15 protein-coding genes are annotated in these 15,353 nt (G+C 38.7%); all 15 read right to left on the reverse strand.

The features are described 5' to 3' along the window. Nucleotides 1-287: 287 nt before the first annotated feature. A complete protein-coding gene (gene rodA / locus BBF96_RS07770) occupies nucleotides 288-1,430 on the reverse strand; it encodes a rod shape-determining protein RodA (RefSeq protein WP_236777899.1) in 1,143 nt (380 codons plus the stop codon). 96 nt (nucleotides 1,431-1,526) lie between these two features. Further along, a complete protein-coding gene (minE, locus tag BBF96_RS07775; protein ID WP_236777900.1) occupies nucleotides 1,527-1,781 on the reverse strand; it encodes a cell division topological specificity factor MinE in 255 nt (84 codons plus the stop codon). A gap of 14 nt (nucleotides 1,782-1,795) precedes the next feature. Next, nucleotides 1,796-2,590: a septum site-determining protein MinD gene (gene minD / locus BBF96_RS07780; protein WP_127016610.1), complete on the reverse strand. Its 795-nt coding sequence runs from the start codon at nucleotides 2,588-2,590 to the stop codon at nucleotides 1,796-1,798. Between the two features lie 17 nt (nucleotides 2,591-2,607). Next, entirely contained in the window at nucleotides 2,608-3,240 is a 633-nt protein-coding gene (minC, locus tag BBF96_RS07785; protein ID WP_164730955.1) for a septum site-determining protein MinC, read from the reverse strand. 93 nt (nucleotides 3,241-3,333) lie between these two features. Continuing rightward, nucleotides 3,334-5,571: a penicillin-binding protein 2 gene (mrdA, locus tag BBF96_RS07790; RefSeq protein ID WP_127016612.1), complete on the reverse strand. Its 2,238-nt coding sequence runs from the start codon at nucleotides 5,569-5,571 to the stop codon at nucleotides 3,334-3,336. A 274-nt stretch (nucleotides 5,572-5,845) separates the two neighbouring features. Further along, nucleotides 5,846-6,331, reverse strand: a complete 486-nt coding sequence (gene mreD, locus BBF96_RS07795; protein WP_127016613.1) for a rod shape-determining protein MreD — start codon at nucleotides 6,329-6,331, stop codon at nucleotides 5,846-5,848. A 12-nt stretch (nucleotides 6,332-6,343) separates the two neighbouring features. After that, nucleotides 6,344-7,174: a rod shape-determining protein MreC gene (mreC, locus tag BBF96_RS07800; protein WP_127016614.1), complete on the reverse strand. Its 831-nt coding sequence runs from the start codon at nucleotides 7,172-7,174 to the stop codon at nucleotides 6,344-6,346. A gap of 34 nt (nucleotides 7,175-7,208) precedes the next feature. After that, nucleotides 7,209-8,249 (reverse strand): rod shape-determining protein, encoded by a 1,041-nt coding sequence (locus BBF96_RS07805; RefSeq protein ID WP_127016615.1) that lies wholly within the window; start codon nucleotides 8,247-8,249, stop codon nucleotides 7,209-7,211. Nucleotides 8,250-8,307: 58 nt separating this feature from the next. Then, a complete protein-coding gene (gene radC, locus BBF96_RS07810) occupies nucleotides 8,308-8,997 on the reverse strand; it encodes a RadC family protein (RefSeq protein ID WP_127016616.1) in 690 nt (229 codons plus the stop codon). Nucleotides 8,998-9,009: 12 nt separating this feature from the next. Continuing rightward, a complete protein-coding gene (locus tag BBF96_RS07815; protein ID WP_127016617.1) occupies nucleotides 9,010-9,588 on the reverse strand; it encodes a Maf family protein in 579 nt (192 codons plus the stop codon). A gap of 78 nt (nucleotides 9,589-9,666) precedes the next feature. Then, the gene (gene moaA, locus BBF96_RS07820; protein ID WP_127016618.1) at nucleotides 9,667-10,638 is read right to left on the reverse strand and encodes a GTP 3',8-cyclase MoaA; all 972 of its coding nucleotides are present in this window, start codon (nucleotides 10,636-10,638) and stop codon (nucleotides 9,667-9,669) included. A 58-nt stretch (nucleotides 10,639-10,696) separates the two neighbouring features. Beyond that, a complete protein-coding gene (gene hemL, locus BBF96_RS07825) occupies nucleotides 10,697-11,998 on the reverse strand; it encodes a glutamate-1-semialdehyde 2,1-aminomutase (protein ID WP_127016619.1) in 1,302 nt (433 codons plus the stop codon). A 201-nt stretch (nucleotides 11,999-12,199) separates the two neighbouring features. Then, a complete protein-coding gene (cobA, locus tag BBF96_RS07830) occupies nucleotides 12,200-13,720 on the reverse strand; it encodes a uroporphyrinogen-III C-methyltransferase (RefSeq protein WP_127016620.1) in 1,521 nt (506 codons plus the stop codon). Beyond that, nucleotides 13,717-14,658 (reverse strand): hydroxymethylbilane synthase, encoded by a 942-nt coding sequence (gene hemC, locus BBF96_RS07835; protein WP_418655017.1) that lies wholly within the window; start codon nucleotides 14,656-14,658, stop codon nucleotides 13,717-13,719. The genes cobA and hemC overlap by 4 nt, the downstream gene beginning before the upstream one ends. Then, nucleotides 14,630-15,352 (reverse strand): precorrin-2 dehydrogenase/sirohydrochlorin ferrochelatase family protein, encoded by a 723-nt coding sequence (locus BBF96_RS07840; protein WP_127016622.1) that lies wholly within the window; start codon nucleotides 15,350-15,352, stop codon nucleotides 14,630-14,632. The genes hemC and BBF96_RS07840 overlap by 29 nt, the downstream gene beginning before the upstream one ends. Nucleotide 15,353: the final 1 nt, after the last annotated feature.

Genomic DNA, 15,353 nt, shown 5'->3' on the forward strand with positions numbered 1-15,353 from the left:
ATCCCCCTTAATCATATACTTTAATTAAACTGCAAAAAGCTAATTTTGAGTGCCATAGAAATTTTTCGTTTAACCATCTTAGTGAGAATTCAGTCGAAATAAGGTCTCATATGAGGATTGATGAACTAATCAAGAGTCAGGAGAACCCATTGATTAGGGTGCCTTACTTCGACTGAAATCGAACCTTAGATGGTTCGAAAAATTTCTTTATGAAGTGAGGAAAATTAGCTTTTTGCAGTAAAATCATACTTTATATAATAATATTAAAACACAAGGGTAATTATGCTCTAAAATAAGATCTTATGTTTTCGCATTCTTATATTCATAATCATTCCAACAGCAATCATATTGGTAACCATAGAACTTCCTCCATAACTCAAAAAGGGCAGAGGAATACCGGTAATCGGCATGATTCCCATAGTCATCCCTACATTCTCTAAAATGTGAAAAACCCACATGGCGATTATCCCGACTACCACTAAAGTTCCAAAGGAATCCCTGGCTTCCCGTGCAATCACTAAAGACCTTAACAATAATGCCAGATATAAACATAGAACAATAATGGCACCTATAAAACCAAACTCTTCTCCAATAACCGGGAATATAAAATCAGTATGCTTCTCTGGTAAAAATTGTAATTTATTTTGAGTCCCTTTAAAAAGCCCTTTACCCCACATCCGACCAGAACCAATGGCAATCTCTGACTGAATAATATTGTAACCATATCCAAAGGGATCTAGATAGGGGTCAATTAAAACCTGTAAACGCTTTAGCTGATAAGACTTTAATAAGGGCAAGTTAAAATCAAAATGAATACTTAATATCACCAATATCATAACACAAGTAACGCTGACGACTAAGACAATAGTTATAAGTTTTGCATTTCCGCCTCCCACATAAAGCATCCCGATAAGAATCCCGATAAAAACTAAAGCAGTACCTAAGTCATTCTGCGCAAGAATTAAAAGTACCGGAAATGCCGTCAACATACATGCCTTTAACATCCCAAAAAGGTATTTCATCTCATCTTCTCTATCAGCGATAAAAGCAGCCAGAACAATAATTATTGCCAATTTTGCCAACTCAGATGGTTGAAATCTGACAGGACCAAAAAAAATCCAGCTTTTTGAACCAGAGACGGTTCGCCCTAAAACCAGAGTTATTCCAAGAACTACTAAGGTTCCAAAATAAATAAAACCTGCGTACTCTTTCAACCACCGATAGTCGATCAACATCACACCTATAATCATAAGTAAGCCCAAAATTGTTGCAGTTATCTGTGTTCTTAAAAATGTTATACTATAACTTCCCTGGAGACCAAAATTTGTAGCACTGGTAATGGCAATAAGCCCAACTCCTATCAATAAAAGTGTTAATAATAATACTGATAAATCTATATTTCGCAATAATTTTCGGTTAAAGTCAATCATTTTTTTAATCCCTCCACATTCAATTATACAGCATCTGAAAAGACAAGTCCAGTTACGAGGGATAGAAAAGAATTTAGCAGGACTAATGTCCTGCTATTAGCTCCGCTTCGACCGAATAGGAATATTAGCATGCAATGCCATTGTCTCCTCTCTACGCTTTAAACTCATCTCCAATTCATTTTCTTCAACTTCCACATATTTTGATACAACTGCAATAATATCTTTTTTCATCTCCTCCAATTCCCGGGGTGAAAGTTGAATACGATCATGGATGAGGATAAATTGAAGTCTCTCTTTAGCAATATCTTTACTGTTTTCCCGGGGTGATAATTTTTTAATAAATTCGATCACCATACGTCCTCCTCTCAGGATAAGCCAATGATTCGCTTGACTCGATCCATAAGTTTTTCTTTTTCAAGATTCATCAATGGTACATCCTGACCCAGAATTCGGAGGGCGATATTATGAAAAGCCTTCCCGGAACGAGAATTAGGATTTAAAACCACAGGCTCTCCACGATTAGTTGAAACCACAATATCCTCATCCTCTGGAACAACTCCCAAAAGACCGATGGCCAGGATTTCAATCATATCTTCTAGGTCCATCATATCACCACGTCTAACCATATCCATTCTAATCCGGTTAACAATCACTCTAGGATCCTTTAAACCTTCTACTTCTAAAAGACCTATAATCCGGTCAGCATCACGGACTGCAGAAACTTCAGGAGTAGTCACAATTATAGCTTCATCAGCACCTGCAATAGCATTCTTAAACCCCTGTTCAATACCGGCCGGACAATCTACTAAAACATAGTCAAATTCTTTTTTAAGTTCACTGGTTAAAGCTCTCATCTGTGCTGGATTTACTGCATTTTTATCTCTAGTTTGTGCTGCCGGTAATAGATATAAGTTTTTAGTTCGCTTGTCCTTAATTAAAGCCTGTTCAAGCCTACAGGCCTCTTCAACCACATCTACAATATCATAAACAATTCGATTTTCAAGACCCATCACCACATCCAAATTTCTAAGACCAATATCAGCATCAATTAAAACTACTTTCTTTCCTTCCATAGCCAGGGCAGTACCCAGATTTGCTGTGGCAGTGGTTTTACCCACTCCACCCTTACCAGATGTAATTACAATAACTTTTCCACCCATGCCTTGACCTCCTCTTTTTAATCTTCAATACCCTCAATGACAATAAAACCATCTCTTATCCTTGCTTTTTCAGGTTCAGCCTTACCCTTTTTTTTAAATAAATATCCATCAGGTGACCGGGCAATACAATGGGCAATCCTGAGTTGAGTTGGCTGGAGTAGAAGAGCAAAAACTTCTGCGTCCGTATCGCCTTGAGCTCCGGCATGGACAACTCCCCGTAAGCTACCCATAACCACTACATCTCCCTGTGCAATTACTTCAGCACCGGGATTAACATCACCAATGATAACTACATTCCCTTTATATGAGATCCGCTGTCCTGATCGAATCGTCCTTTTTAAAATTAAAGTATTACCTTCTGTCGCGCTTAAATCTCTTTTCTTTTTCTCAGGAGTTACCATTGGTGTGGTCTCAAATTTAATTCCAGCCAATTCAAACTCCTGACAGAGATTAATCAATGCCATCTTTTCTTCAGGAGAAATGATACGCTTACCTGGATTAATGGTAACGGAGGCTCCTTTAAAAAAATCATAGGCATTGGTAAACTTTTCTTTAAGTTCATCTAAAATTACTGCAAATTCAATCTGCTCATTGAGATAGATAATTATTCCATCATTATTGCCCTTGATTAATACCCCCTGTTGCGTCATCTCTCTTCCTCCCTGGTTAACAGCGAAATACTGGTTTATATAATTCTGCAAAACCCGAGAAAAGTCCTTCATCAAACTGGAAAATTATAATTATTATAAAGAAAAGACTTCATTAAAGAATTTTTTGAGTTTATCAGAAAAGCCTGGTTCTTTTTCTTTCTCCTTTTGATTAACCAGTTCTTCATTTTCATGTAATTCCTCTGATAAAGCTGCATCATCTGATTCTGTTTTCTCTTCTTCTAATGGATCAGGGATTTTAAAGTAATATTTTAAAAGATCACGAGCAATAGACAAAGTTCTGGAACTGGAGACTCCGTGTTCAATATAAACCAGGATAGCAATTTCTGGATTATCAGCTGGCGCAAAACCTGCAAACCAGCCATGATTGGCATTACCTGCACCAGTCTGGGCAGTTCCAGTTTTACCTGCCACAGTAATGGGGAAATCAGCAAAGGCTTTCCGGGCCGTACCATAAGTAGTCGCACCTATCATCCCCTTTTTTATAATCTCTAGATTCTTTTTACTCACCGGGAGTCTCCCTATCACTTTGGGCTCAAACTGCTTAATTATCTTTCCATCATAACTCTCGATCCGATCTACTATATATGGGCGATAAAGTTTACCACCATTACCGATAGCACTGACCAGATTAATCAGTTGTAAGGGAGTTGTTTGTAAATACCCCTGACCGATAGATAAATGGAGAGATTCCCCAGGCAGCCATATTTGTCCATAGGTTTTCTCTTTCCACTCCCGGTCAGGAACTAAACCTTTTTCTTCCCGTGGGAGATCAATTCCGGTTAATTGGCCTAAACCGAAAGCCCTGGCATATTGTGGGATAGTTATTCCTCCCTTGCCCATCTTATAAAGCTGATGAGCTACATTATAGAAGAAAATATTGTTTGAATATGCAATGGCATCAACAACATTCAAAGGCCCATAACCGCGTTTGGCCCAGTTATTATAAGTCCACTCTCCTATCTGATAAGTTCCATTTGCATCATAAATGATAGTATTCTCATCAATAACCTTTTCTTCAAGAACCGCAGCCGCTGTCACCAATTTAAAAATAGAACCGGCCGGTTGGGGTGTGATAGTTCTATTTATAAAGGGTAGGAGTGGGTCATTGTTCAGCTTCTGCAAATCTTCAGGACTGATTCCACCAGCAAAGAGATTCAGATTAAAATTAGGTTTACTTGTCATGGCTAAAATTTTACCATTTTGTGGATTCATTATAATTACTGCCCCACCAGTAGGGCCACCCATCATCTCAGGATCATCTTTTGCTTCTTCTCTAAGCTCGGCAAGTTTCTTTTCCAACAGTTCTTCGGCTTTTTGCTGCAATTTAAGATCCAGATTAATAAAAAGATTGGCTCCAGGTAAAGGTGTATTCACCCCCAGAGTTCGTATTTTCCGATTACGGCTATCTACTTCAAACCGTTCCAATCCATTTTGCCCACGTAAATAACTTTCATAATATCTCTCAAGTCCTGCTTTACCAATGTAATCATCGCCGCGATATCCCTTGTCTTTAAGCATCTGTAATTCTTCTGGAGAAATGGCTCCCATATAACCTAAGACATGAGATGCTAAAGAACCGTACACATAGTCACGGACAGAAATTTTTTCAATTACTACACCCGGAAGATCATTTAAATGTTCCTCCAAAATTACCATTTCTTCCTGAGTAAGATTCCGTTTTATTCTAAGAATATCTCGATCTTTTAAACCTTTAACAATAATTTTAATTAACAGATCCTCATATTTAAGAGAAAAGAGTTCAGATAAAGTTTTACAGGCATTCAAAAGATTAGAAGTACTCACTGCTCTTAAATTGACCTGTAGATACTCTTTTTGAAGATTTCCTTTTCCATCTACTTTTTGTTCTATACTCATCCCTGGCAATTTTTTGATATTCTCCAATAACAACATCTTCTCTTCGGGTGTTAATTTATCCATCAAGATTACCTTTCCGTCTATAACATTTTGGACCAACTGCCGAATTATTTCCATCCCATCCAGCTTCAATAGAGTACTAAGACCATCTATTGTCCTTTTTACATCCTCTTCAGTATTTAGTTCTTTCTCCTTAATTGATACAGAATAGGCCATTTTATTTGAAACTAAAATTTTTCCATCAACAGTATAAATCTTTCCACGTGGTGCACCAATGGTTTGAAAATTAATCCTGTTGTTCTCAGCTAATTGATAGAATTTTTCCCCCTGCACTAATTGAAGGTAAGCTAAACGTAAAACCAGGACAAAAAAAATCATCACAATAATAGATCCAAAAATGAAAATTCGCCTTTCCATTTTTTGTGAAATAGCCATTGGTTATCACCACCCATCTTAAACCTTACCTTCAATTAGATAATACGATTATACTACAAAAAGGTAATTTTGAGCGATATAGAAATTTTTCGTCAAATAATCTTAGCGAGATTTCCGACGAAATAAGGCCTCATCACAAGAGGTGATGAGCTAATCAAGGGCCAAGGAGGGCCCTTTGATTAGGAAGCCTTATTTCGGCAGAAATCGAGCTTTAGATGATTCGAAAAATTTCTCAAGAAGCGAAAAATTAACTTTTTGCAGTAAATCATAATATTTAATAATTATTAAACTTCCTTTCTAATAAGTATATACCGGGGTAAATGAGAATGGTAAATAGAGAATTTACAAGGGCCAGTGGGAAGATTTTGGCTTTTAAAGCCCATACAAACGGGATGGAAAAGATCAACTGCTCTGATAGGAATAAAAAGATAAATTCATGGACAAAAGTTATTAAAAATACAACTAAAATCGGAATCAGTATCTGCTGTTTAAAAACTTTTCCTTCTAAAGTTCCTACCAGATATCCAACAAAAACCTTAATAATAATATTAGTTCCAAAACTGCCAAGGATTAGGTCAAGTAAAATACCAGCAGTAAATCCCAACTGAACACCAAATTTAGAACCTCTAAGTAAAGCTCCGCTAACGACAAGAATCAATAATAAATCAGGAATTACACCAAAAGGTTGGTATTGAATTAGAAGTGTTGATTGGATTAAAAGAATAAATAATAAAATTCCGAAATAAATTAACTTCCGCATAATCTATCTCCTTTAAAAATCAGTAATTACCAGTACCTCTTCAATAGGGGTCAAACTCATAAAGAGTTCAATCTCAGCCTGCTGAATCAAACCAAAATTCTCCTGTTTAACCCGGGTGACCCGGCCAATAGGGATTCCCATGGGAAAATTACTGGTCAAACCGGAAGTAATGACCAGATCACCCTCTTTAATCTCAGCATCCCAGGCAATTTGATCCATAATCGCAAAATTTTTTTTATCAGCCTGACCTCTAATAATTCCGATGGCCCGGGAGTCTTCACGTTGAACCCTTCCACCCACGACAAAATTTACATCAGTTAATAAAGTAACTCTGGCAGTATTAGCTGTAACCTGAGAAATCTGTCCTACTAATGCACCATTATAAGTGATAACAGGCATTTTATTTTTAATTCCATCCTTTGAACCTCGATCAATGATTAAATCTTGAATCCAGTTGTTAGGAGTAATCCCAATCACCTTGGCTCCGACCATTTTAAAAGGAACCAGTTCTTTAAAAGCCAAAAGCTTACGTAACCTTTCATTTTCCAGACGAATCTTATTATATTCTGCCAATTTAAATTCCAGTTCTTGAATCCGATGGGTTAGTCTCTCATTTTCCTCTTTGATCTCTTTTAAGTTGGTTATCAAAATCCAATAGTCATTTACTGAATTATGAACGTTAGCCACAATTTTTTGAAAGGGTCGGAGTAGTTGATAGAGAAAACTTTCTAAAAAACTTGTCTCCTTTATTTTATAACCTTTCCAACTTAGAGCTTCAAAACCAAAAAGAATAATTATAACTACCAAAATAATCCAGAACTTTTTTTCGCCAGGAAACTTCATCTTAAAACCCCACCTTTATAAATTCTTACCTAAACTATGAGATTTTTTTAGGAGTAATCAAAACCCTCCTTAAAACATTAAGTTCATCCAATACTCTACCGGTCCCAATAGCTACACAATCCAGTGGGTCATCTGCAATATGCACAGGCATACCAGTCTCCTGGCTAATCAGTCGATCTAAACCCTTAAGAAGAGACCCCCCACCGGTCATAATAATACCTTTATCCATAACATCAGAAGCTAATTCGGGTGGAGTCTGTTCCAGTGTCCGTTTAACAGCACTGATAATTCGAGAAATAGGTTCTTTTAAGGCTTCTTTGATCTCTTCAGCAGAAATTTCGATAGTTTTGGGTAAACCGCTTACCAGATCCCGACCCCGTACTTCTCTTATTTCATTCTCTCCTGGTTCAACAATAGCTGCTCCAATCTCTACTTTTACCTGTTCAGCAGTCCGTTCGCCTATCATCAGGTTGTAATTTTGTTTTACATACTGAACAATAGCAGAATCCATTTCATCACCACCAACGCGGATCGATTCACTGGTTACAATTCCTCCCAGGGATATAATAGCAACTTCTGTCGTACCACCTCCGATATCAACAACCATATTACCTGCAGGTTCATGTACTGGCAGTCCAGCACCAATAGCAGCAGCCATCGGTTCTTCAATTAAATAAGCTTCACGGGCACCAGCATGAATAGCTGCATCATGAACTGCCCGTTTCTCAACTTCAGTTACACCGGACGGTACGCAAATAACAATCCGCGGATGGACCAGACGAATTCGTTTGTGAGCTTTTTTTATAAAATGACGTAACATAGCTTCAGTTACATCAAAATCGGCAATAACACCATCTTTCATCGGACGAATGGCCACAATATTACCTGGAGTTCGACCGATCATTCGCTTAGCTTCTTCACCTACTGCCAAAATCTCTCCTGTATCCTGTTGTTTAGCAACAACTGAAGGTTCCCGAATAGTAATACCCTTACCCTTAATATATACCAACGTATTAGCAGTTCCCAGGTCAATTCCCATATCACGGGAAAATGGAGCACTAATAAATTTGAACATATTTATTTCCACCTTTCCTACTTTAATATAGTAATAGCAAATTATTTTTATATCAACTTCAAATTATACCGCGTTCTTTCAAACTGACATATCGACCATCTCCTAAAACCAGATGGTCTAAAATCTGAATACCCAACAGTTGACCTCCTTTATACAACCGTCGGGTAATTTTTAAATCCTCCAGACTGGGTTCCGGATTCCCACCAGGATGATTATGAGCCAATATTATCGCAGAACAGCTTCTACGAATTGCTTCCCGGAAAACTTCCCGGGGATGAACAATAGTCTCATTGAGACTTCCCTTAGAGATTTCTTCAATTCCGAGAATCTGATTCTGACTATTTAAAAGAACCACTAAAAAAACCTCTTTCATCAAAAACCGCATCCGCGGCATGAGAATTTCCACCAGGTCATTTGCTGATTGGATGGTCTTTTTATCATATTGGGCAGCATGAACCCTCTTGGTTAGTTCTCCCAGAGCAACAAGTTGGACAGCTTTAACCTGTCCAATTCCCCGGATGCTTAATAATTCTTCAACACTCACATCCAAAATACCTTTTAAACCATTTATATAACCCAACAATTCTTCAGCTAGCCCGGTGGCAGTTTTATTTCGTGAACCAGTCCGTAAAATAATAGCAAGCAATTCAGCATTAGAGAGAGATTCAGGTCCCCATTTAATAAGTTTTTCACGGGGACGTTCATCAATTGGAAGATCTGTCATTCGAAAATGCTTACTTTCGACCATCTTCCACCTCTTTTAGATATATTTTTTAATTTCCGCATCTGCTTTCTTAAGTATCTGAACCGTTTTTAATAAAGGCAGACCTACCACATTGAAAAAACAGCCTTCAATCTTTTCTACAAAGAGGGCCCCTTTTCCCTGAATTGCGTAAGCTCCTGCCTTATCCATCGGTTCTCCACTTGCCACATATCTTTCTATCTCTGCATCGGACAAATCACGAAAATATACCTGAGTGATCTCAACATCCACCCACTCATTATTATTTTCGCTATCAACGACAGCAACCCCTGTCATCACTTGATGCTTTCGCCCACTTAAACTTTTAAGCATTTGAAATGCTTCTTTTTTTGAACCTGGTTTACCAAGTACAGTTTGTCCATCAACAACAATTGTATCTGCGCCAATTACCAATCCATTGGCCCGCTGAGCTACATCTTTAGCTTTTAAAAGTGCCAGCTTTTTAACCAATTGGACCGGATCAGATTCTTTAATAGTTTCATCTACATTACTGGGAATAATATCAAATTCCAGACCAATCTGTTTTAGTAAATCTCTCCTTCTTGGAGATGCTGAAGCTAAAATAAGTTTTTTCATCTTCCAATGCCTCCAATACTCCTCTTTATATTATAACACAAAATGATAAACACGCTACATCAATTTCTTTTCCAATTTTTATCCACCAATACTGGACATCAAACGCATTATCCCTTTTCTACCGAACTGATGTCCTTGTGGTTTCTCCTGTAGTGCATTATTGATAAGATCAATTAATTCTTCATCAGAGATTCCATGCCTCAACGGAGTTTTTAAGTCCAGGTACCGATCAGAACCCAGACAGAGAAGCAATTTTCCTTCTGCTGTTAAACGAATCCTATTACACGAAGCACAGAATTGATGACTGATGGGACTTATAAGGCCAATTTTGCCCTTAGCTCCTTTGTATTGAAAATATCTGGCAGGTCCTGCTCCAAATTCTTTGCTAATTTTTTCAAGAGGCGCCAGCTCTTTTAAAATCTTAAGAGTTTCATTATTGGAAAAAAATAAAGATTCACTTGCCGCCTCTTTAGACATAAACTCGATAAAGCGCACATGTATTGATTGCTCAAAAGTTAATCTGGCAAAATCTAAAATCTCATCAGTGTTAAAACCTCTTTGCACCACCACATTGAGCTTAACGGGATTCAAGCCTGTCTGGATAGCAGCCTGAATCCCTGCCCAACATTTACTGAAATCACCACCCCGGGTTATTTCTCTATACTTCTCAGGTTTGAGAGTATCCAGACTTATATTCACCCGGTTTAATCCAGCATCCTTTAGATGCAGAGCTAATTTATCCAGAAGAGTCCCATTAGTAGTCATAGCTAAATCCTCAATGCCCGGCAGATGGTGCAAAGCCCTAATAAACCCAACAATCCCTTTCCGGACAGTGGGTTCACCTCCAGTAATCCGTATTTTACGGATCCCAAGCTGAATCAACACTCCAATAATTCTCAAATACTCTTCATAGCGCAAAATCTCATCATGTGGGATACTCTTTACACCTTCAGCAGGCATGCAATATTTACACCGCAAATTACAGCGGTCGGTAATAGACAGGCGAAGATATTCAATTTTACGTCCAAATTGATCTTTAAGCTTTCTCATAAAGCTCCATCCTCCAATAAATATTAATTCAATAACCGGTGTAAAATCTCCTCCAGTATTAAATATCCTTTTTTAATTTAAGTTCATATAATACTTTATAGTTAGCTTCAATAGTCTGGTCAATCTCAGACTCAGTATGTGCAAGAGAAATAAACCCGGCTTCAAACTGGGATGGAGCCAGATAAATACCCTCTTTTAACATACCACTAAAATATTTAGCATATAACTCAGTATTACTGCTTAAGGCAGTCTGATAATCATAAACCTCTTTATCGGTAAAAAAGAGAGTAAACATAGAACCACACCGGTTAAAATAAGCTGGAATCTCCAATTCAGCCAGGTTTTGTTTAATTCCATCTTCCAACCGTTTACCCATCAACCAGAGGTGATCATAAACACCCGGGTTTTTGAGTAAGCGCAAAGTGGCAATTCCCGCAGCCATTGCCAACGGATTACCTGAAAGGGTACCTGCCTGATAGACAGGTCCTTCCGGTGCCACCTGTGCCATAATCTCTTCTTTGCCACCGTATGCCCCAACTGGCAGTCCGCCTCCGATAATCTTTCCAAGACATGTTATATCAGGATCAATTCCGTAAAGTTCCTGGGCACCTCCATAAGCAACTCGAAAACCAGTTATCACTTCATCAAAAATGAGAAGCGCTCCATATTCCTTAGTTAATTCCCTAAGCCCGGTCAGATACCCTTCTTTAGGTAAGACCACTCCCATATTACCAGGAATCGGTTCAAGAATTACTGCTGCAATCTCTTCACCCCGTTCAGCAAAGACCTGGCGTAAAATTTCAAGATCATTATAGGGTACAGAGATGGTATTACGGGCAAAATCTTGAGGAACCCCTGGACTTGTCGGTACCCCCAGAGTGGTAGCACCAGACCCTGCTTTAATTAATAATGAATCAGCATGACCGTGATAACACCCCTCCATTTTAACAATCAAATCCCGATCGGTATAAGCCCGGGCCAGCCTGATTGCGCTCATGGTTGCTTCTGTACCCGAATTTACCATCCTGACCTTATCCATTGATGGAAAAGCTTCCAAAACCATCTGAGCAAGCATTGTCTCAAGTTCGGTAGGTGCGCCAAAACTTGTCCCCAGACTAATCACTTCTTCTAAAGCTGCTACAACATCCGGGTGGGCATGACCTACAATCATAGGGCCCCAGGAACCAATATAATCTATAAACTGATTTCCATCAATATCATATAACCATGCACCTTTAGCCCGACTTATGAAAACAGGATCACAGCCTACAGCTTTCAAAGCCCGAACAGGGCTATTCACTCCCCCAGGAATCACTTTTTTTGCTTCTTCGAAAGCCCGTCTGGATTTAGTAAATTCCATTTATAGTCACCCCCATGTATTGAATAACAATAACGTCAAAACTATATGTAACAGTTCTTTAAACCAGGTTTACTACACCCAAAATGAAAAGATTTTAAAATATGATTCGTCAACCGTGGTATGATTTCCTGTTAAAATTTTTATTTAATTTCAGAGTCAAAATCTTTTCCTTTAGGGACAATCTCTTCTAAAATTAACCTGTTAAGCAAAATATCGGACAAGACTCTCAACTAAACCGGTAATTGTATGTTCCATTGCAATCAAATCCACATGACCACCCAACTCTTTTACTGTATTAGCAGTAATTGGACCAATACAGGCGACTATCACATTTTTAAGCATTTGACCAAAAGATTGTGGGTATAAAAATTCCGCTAAATTTCGCACCGTAGAAGAACTAGTAAAAGTGACTACCTGAATTTTTCCTTTCTTAAATAACATTGGTAATTCTTTTAGACCATCTCCTAGAACCGTCTGATAAGTTGCTACTTCATCTACCTTAGCCCCTGCTTCTTTTAATTTTTCAACCAGAAGAACTCTTGCTGAAGCTGCACGAGGTATAAGAATTTTTGCACCTTTTAAATCAGTTATCTCTGCAAGACCAGATGCCAATTCTTCAGCGATAAACTTATCAGGAATAAAATCAGCTATTAATCCATAATCTTTAAGTTTTTTAGCTGTTGCTGATCCTATGGTCGCAATTCGTACATTACCCAATGCCCGAACATCCAGGCCATTGGCAAAAAGTCTATGCATAAAATACTCTACTCCATTAACACTGGTAAATATTACCCACTGATATTCTGATAATCTTTTGATTCTTTCATCCAGAGGTTTCCAATCTTTAGGGGGAGTAATTTTAATGGTAGGACATTCTATTACCTTTGCCCCCAGATTCTGAAGCAGACAGGAAAGTTCACCAGCTTGATGTCGGGCACGGGTAATAAGAATCCGCTTTTTAAAAAGAGGTTTCGTTTCAAACCAGTTAAGATTTTCTCTGAGCCTTACAACCTCTCCAACTACAATTATAGCAGGTGGGGTAATTCTTGCCTCACGGACTTTTTCAACGATATTGGTCAACTTTCCTGTAACAGTTCTCTGTTCCGGCCGTGTCCCCCACTGGATTAAAGCAACAGGTGTTTCAGGAGAATGACCGTATTTTAAAAGCTGCTTTACAATCTTAGGTAGGTTTCCTACACCCATAAGAAAGACCAGAGTTCCTTTTTCTTTAGCCAGATGTTCCCAATCAACTGCCGTTTCTTCTTTTAAAGGGTCTTCATGACCAGTTATAAAAGTTACAGTCGAATTTATCTCCCGGTGAGTAAGGGGTATCCCACCATAGGCTGGTACTGCAATAGCTGAAGTTATTCCGGGAACAACTTCAAAATCAATTCCCGCTTTAGCTAATTCTTCTGCCTCTTCACCGCCCCGGCCAAAAATGAAAGGATCTCCGCATTTTAACCGGGTAACAATTTTACCTTTTAAAGCTTCGTTGACCAGCAAACGGTTAATCTCATTTTGTGATAATGTATGATGGTTAACCGATTTACCTACATATTTTAACTCTGCTCCATCTTTTACTTCCCTTAATAAAAGAGGATTTACTAACCGATCATAAACAATCATATCCGCTTCACGAATACAGTTTAATCCTTTCACTGTAATAAGCCCGGGATCACCGGGCCCTGCTCCTACAAGATAAACTTTTCCTTTCTTTTTCATTTCTTTTTCAACTCCTGTTTAATTTCAGTTAAAAGTTCTGTACCACCTTCTGCAAGAATTATTTCTGCCAACTCTATTCCTAATTTATGAGCGTCCCCTTTTAAACTCTGTTTTGTCCGACGAATTACTCGACTACCTGTCAAATCCGCCACAAATCCCGTCAGTGTTACTATCTGACCCTGGCAGCGGCCATAAGCTCCTACGGGAATCTGACAGCTTCCTTCCAACCGTTCTAATAAACCCCGTTCAGCCGTTACTGCAGCTCTGGTCTCAGAATGATCCAGACCAGCCACCAACTGAGAAATATATGTATCATCTTCACGAATCTCAATGGCCAATGCCCCCTGGCCAACAGCAGGAATAAAGAAATCAGGATCTAAATATTGACTTACTCTATCTCGCCAACCCATCCGGTTTAAACCGGCTGCGGCTAATATAATTCCATCCAGATTTTCTTCCTCAAGCTTTCGTAAGCGCGTATGTATATTACCCCTTATTGGCACAATTATAAGGTCCTGACGATAGGCTAGAAGTAGTGCCTTTCGTCTTAAACTACTGGTTCCAATTCGTGCTTTTAAAGGAAGTTCACTTAAAGTAACTCCCGTTTTTGTGATCAACACATCCCGTGGATCTTCCCGATTGGTTATGGCCCCTATCTTTAAACCTTCCGGAACTCTTGCAGGCATATCCTTTAAGCTATGCACCGCCAGGTCGATCTGACCATCCAATAAGGCCTGCTCAATTTCCTTTATAAAAAGCCCTTTCCCACCTACTTTTGCTAAGGAACGATCTAAGATCTGATCTCCTCTGGTCTTTATCTTTACAATTTCAAAATGACAATCCGGGTTAGCTTCTTTTAACCTCTCTTTTACCCAATTAGTCTGGGTCAGCGCCAGAAGGCTACCACGGCTACCGATTCTGATGGTCTTCACTATAATCCCTCATTTCCAACCATTCCTTATTTTTAGACATAAGTTCTTTTATAAATTTCTCACTTTCAGGTATATCAGCTAAAGATAATTGCACCCTCTCTAGGGCCTGATGAATCTGGCCTTTTTTTAACAATTCAACCAGATCAGAAGCAAGACTAATTAAAATTTTTCGTCGACTTCTTTGATCAGATAGATGAGTCTGGACAAAGGATCTTATCTCTCCTAACCAATCCAGAGCAAGCCCGTAGACTTCCGGATAATATTTAGCCAATTCCCGTCTGATCTTTCCCGCAAGTGCAGGACTTTTTCCTTCAGTAGTAATAGCAATGGTTAAAGCTCCAGTCCGATGTATAGCTGGGACAATAAAATTACAATCCTCAGGTTGATCCACAATATTGACCAAAAGATTTCTTTTTTGAGCTAACTCCCCAATTCGGCTATTGACTTGACGATCATCGGTTGCACCGATAACCAGAAAAACCCCATCCAGATCTTTTTCAGTAAATTTTCTCTGAAAATAAATAACTTTCCCTTTTTCCACCAGTTGCCTAAGTTCTTCTATCAACTGGGGACTCACCAGCTTTACTTTTGTACCACATTCCAAAAGTGATAGTACCTTTCGATAGGCTACCTGCCCTCCGCCGACTACCAGACATACCTTCCCCTTTAACCGCAAAGCAACAGGATAATGATAATACATA

This window comes from Anoxybacter fermentans, from assembly GCF_003991135.1.
Lineage (GTDB): Bacteria > Bacillota > Halanaerobiia > DY22613 > DY22613 > Anoxybacter > Anoxybacter fermentans.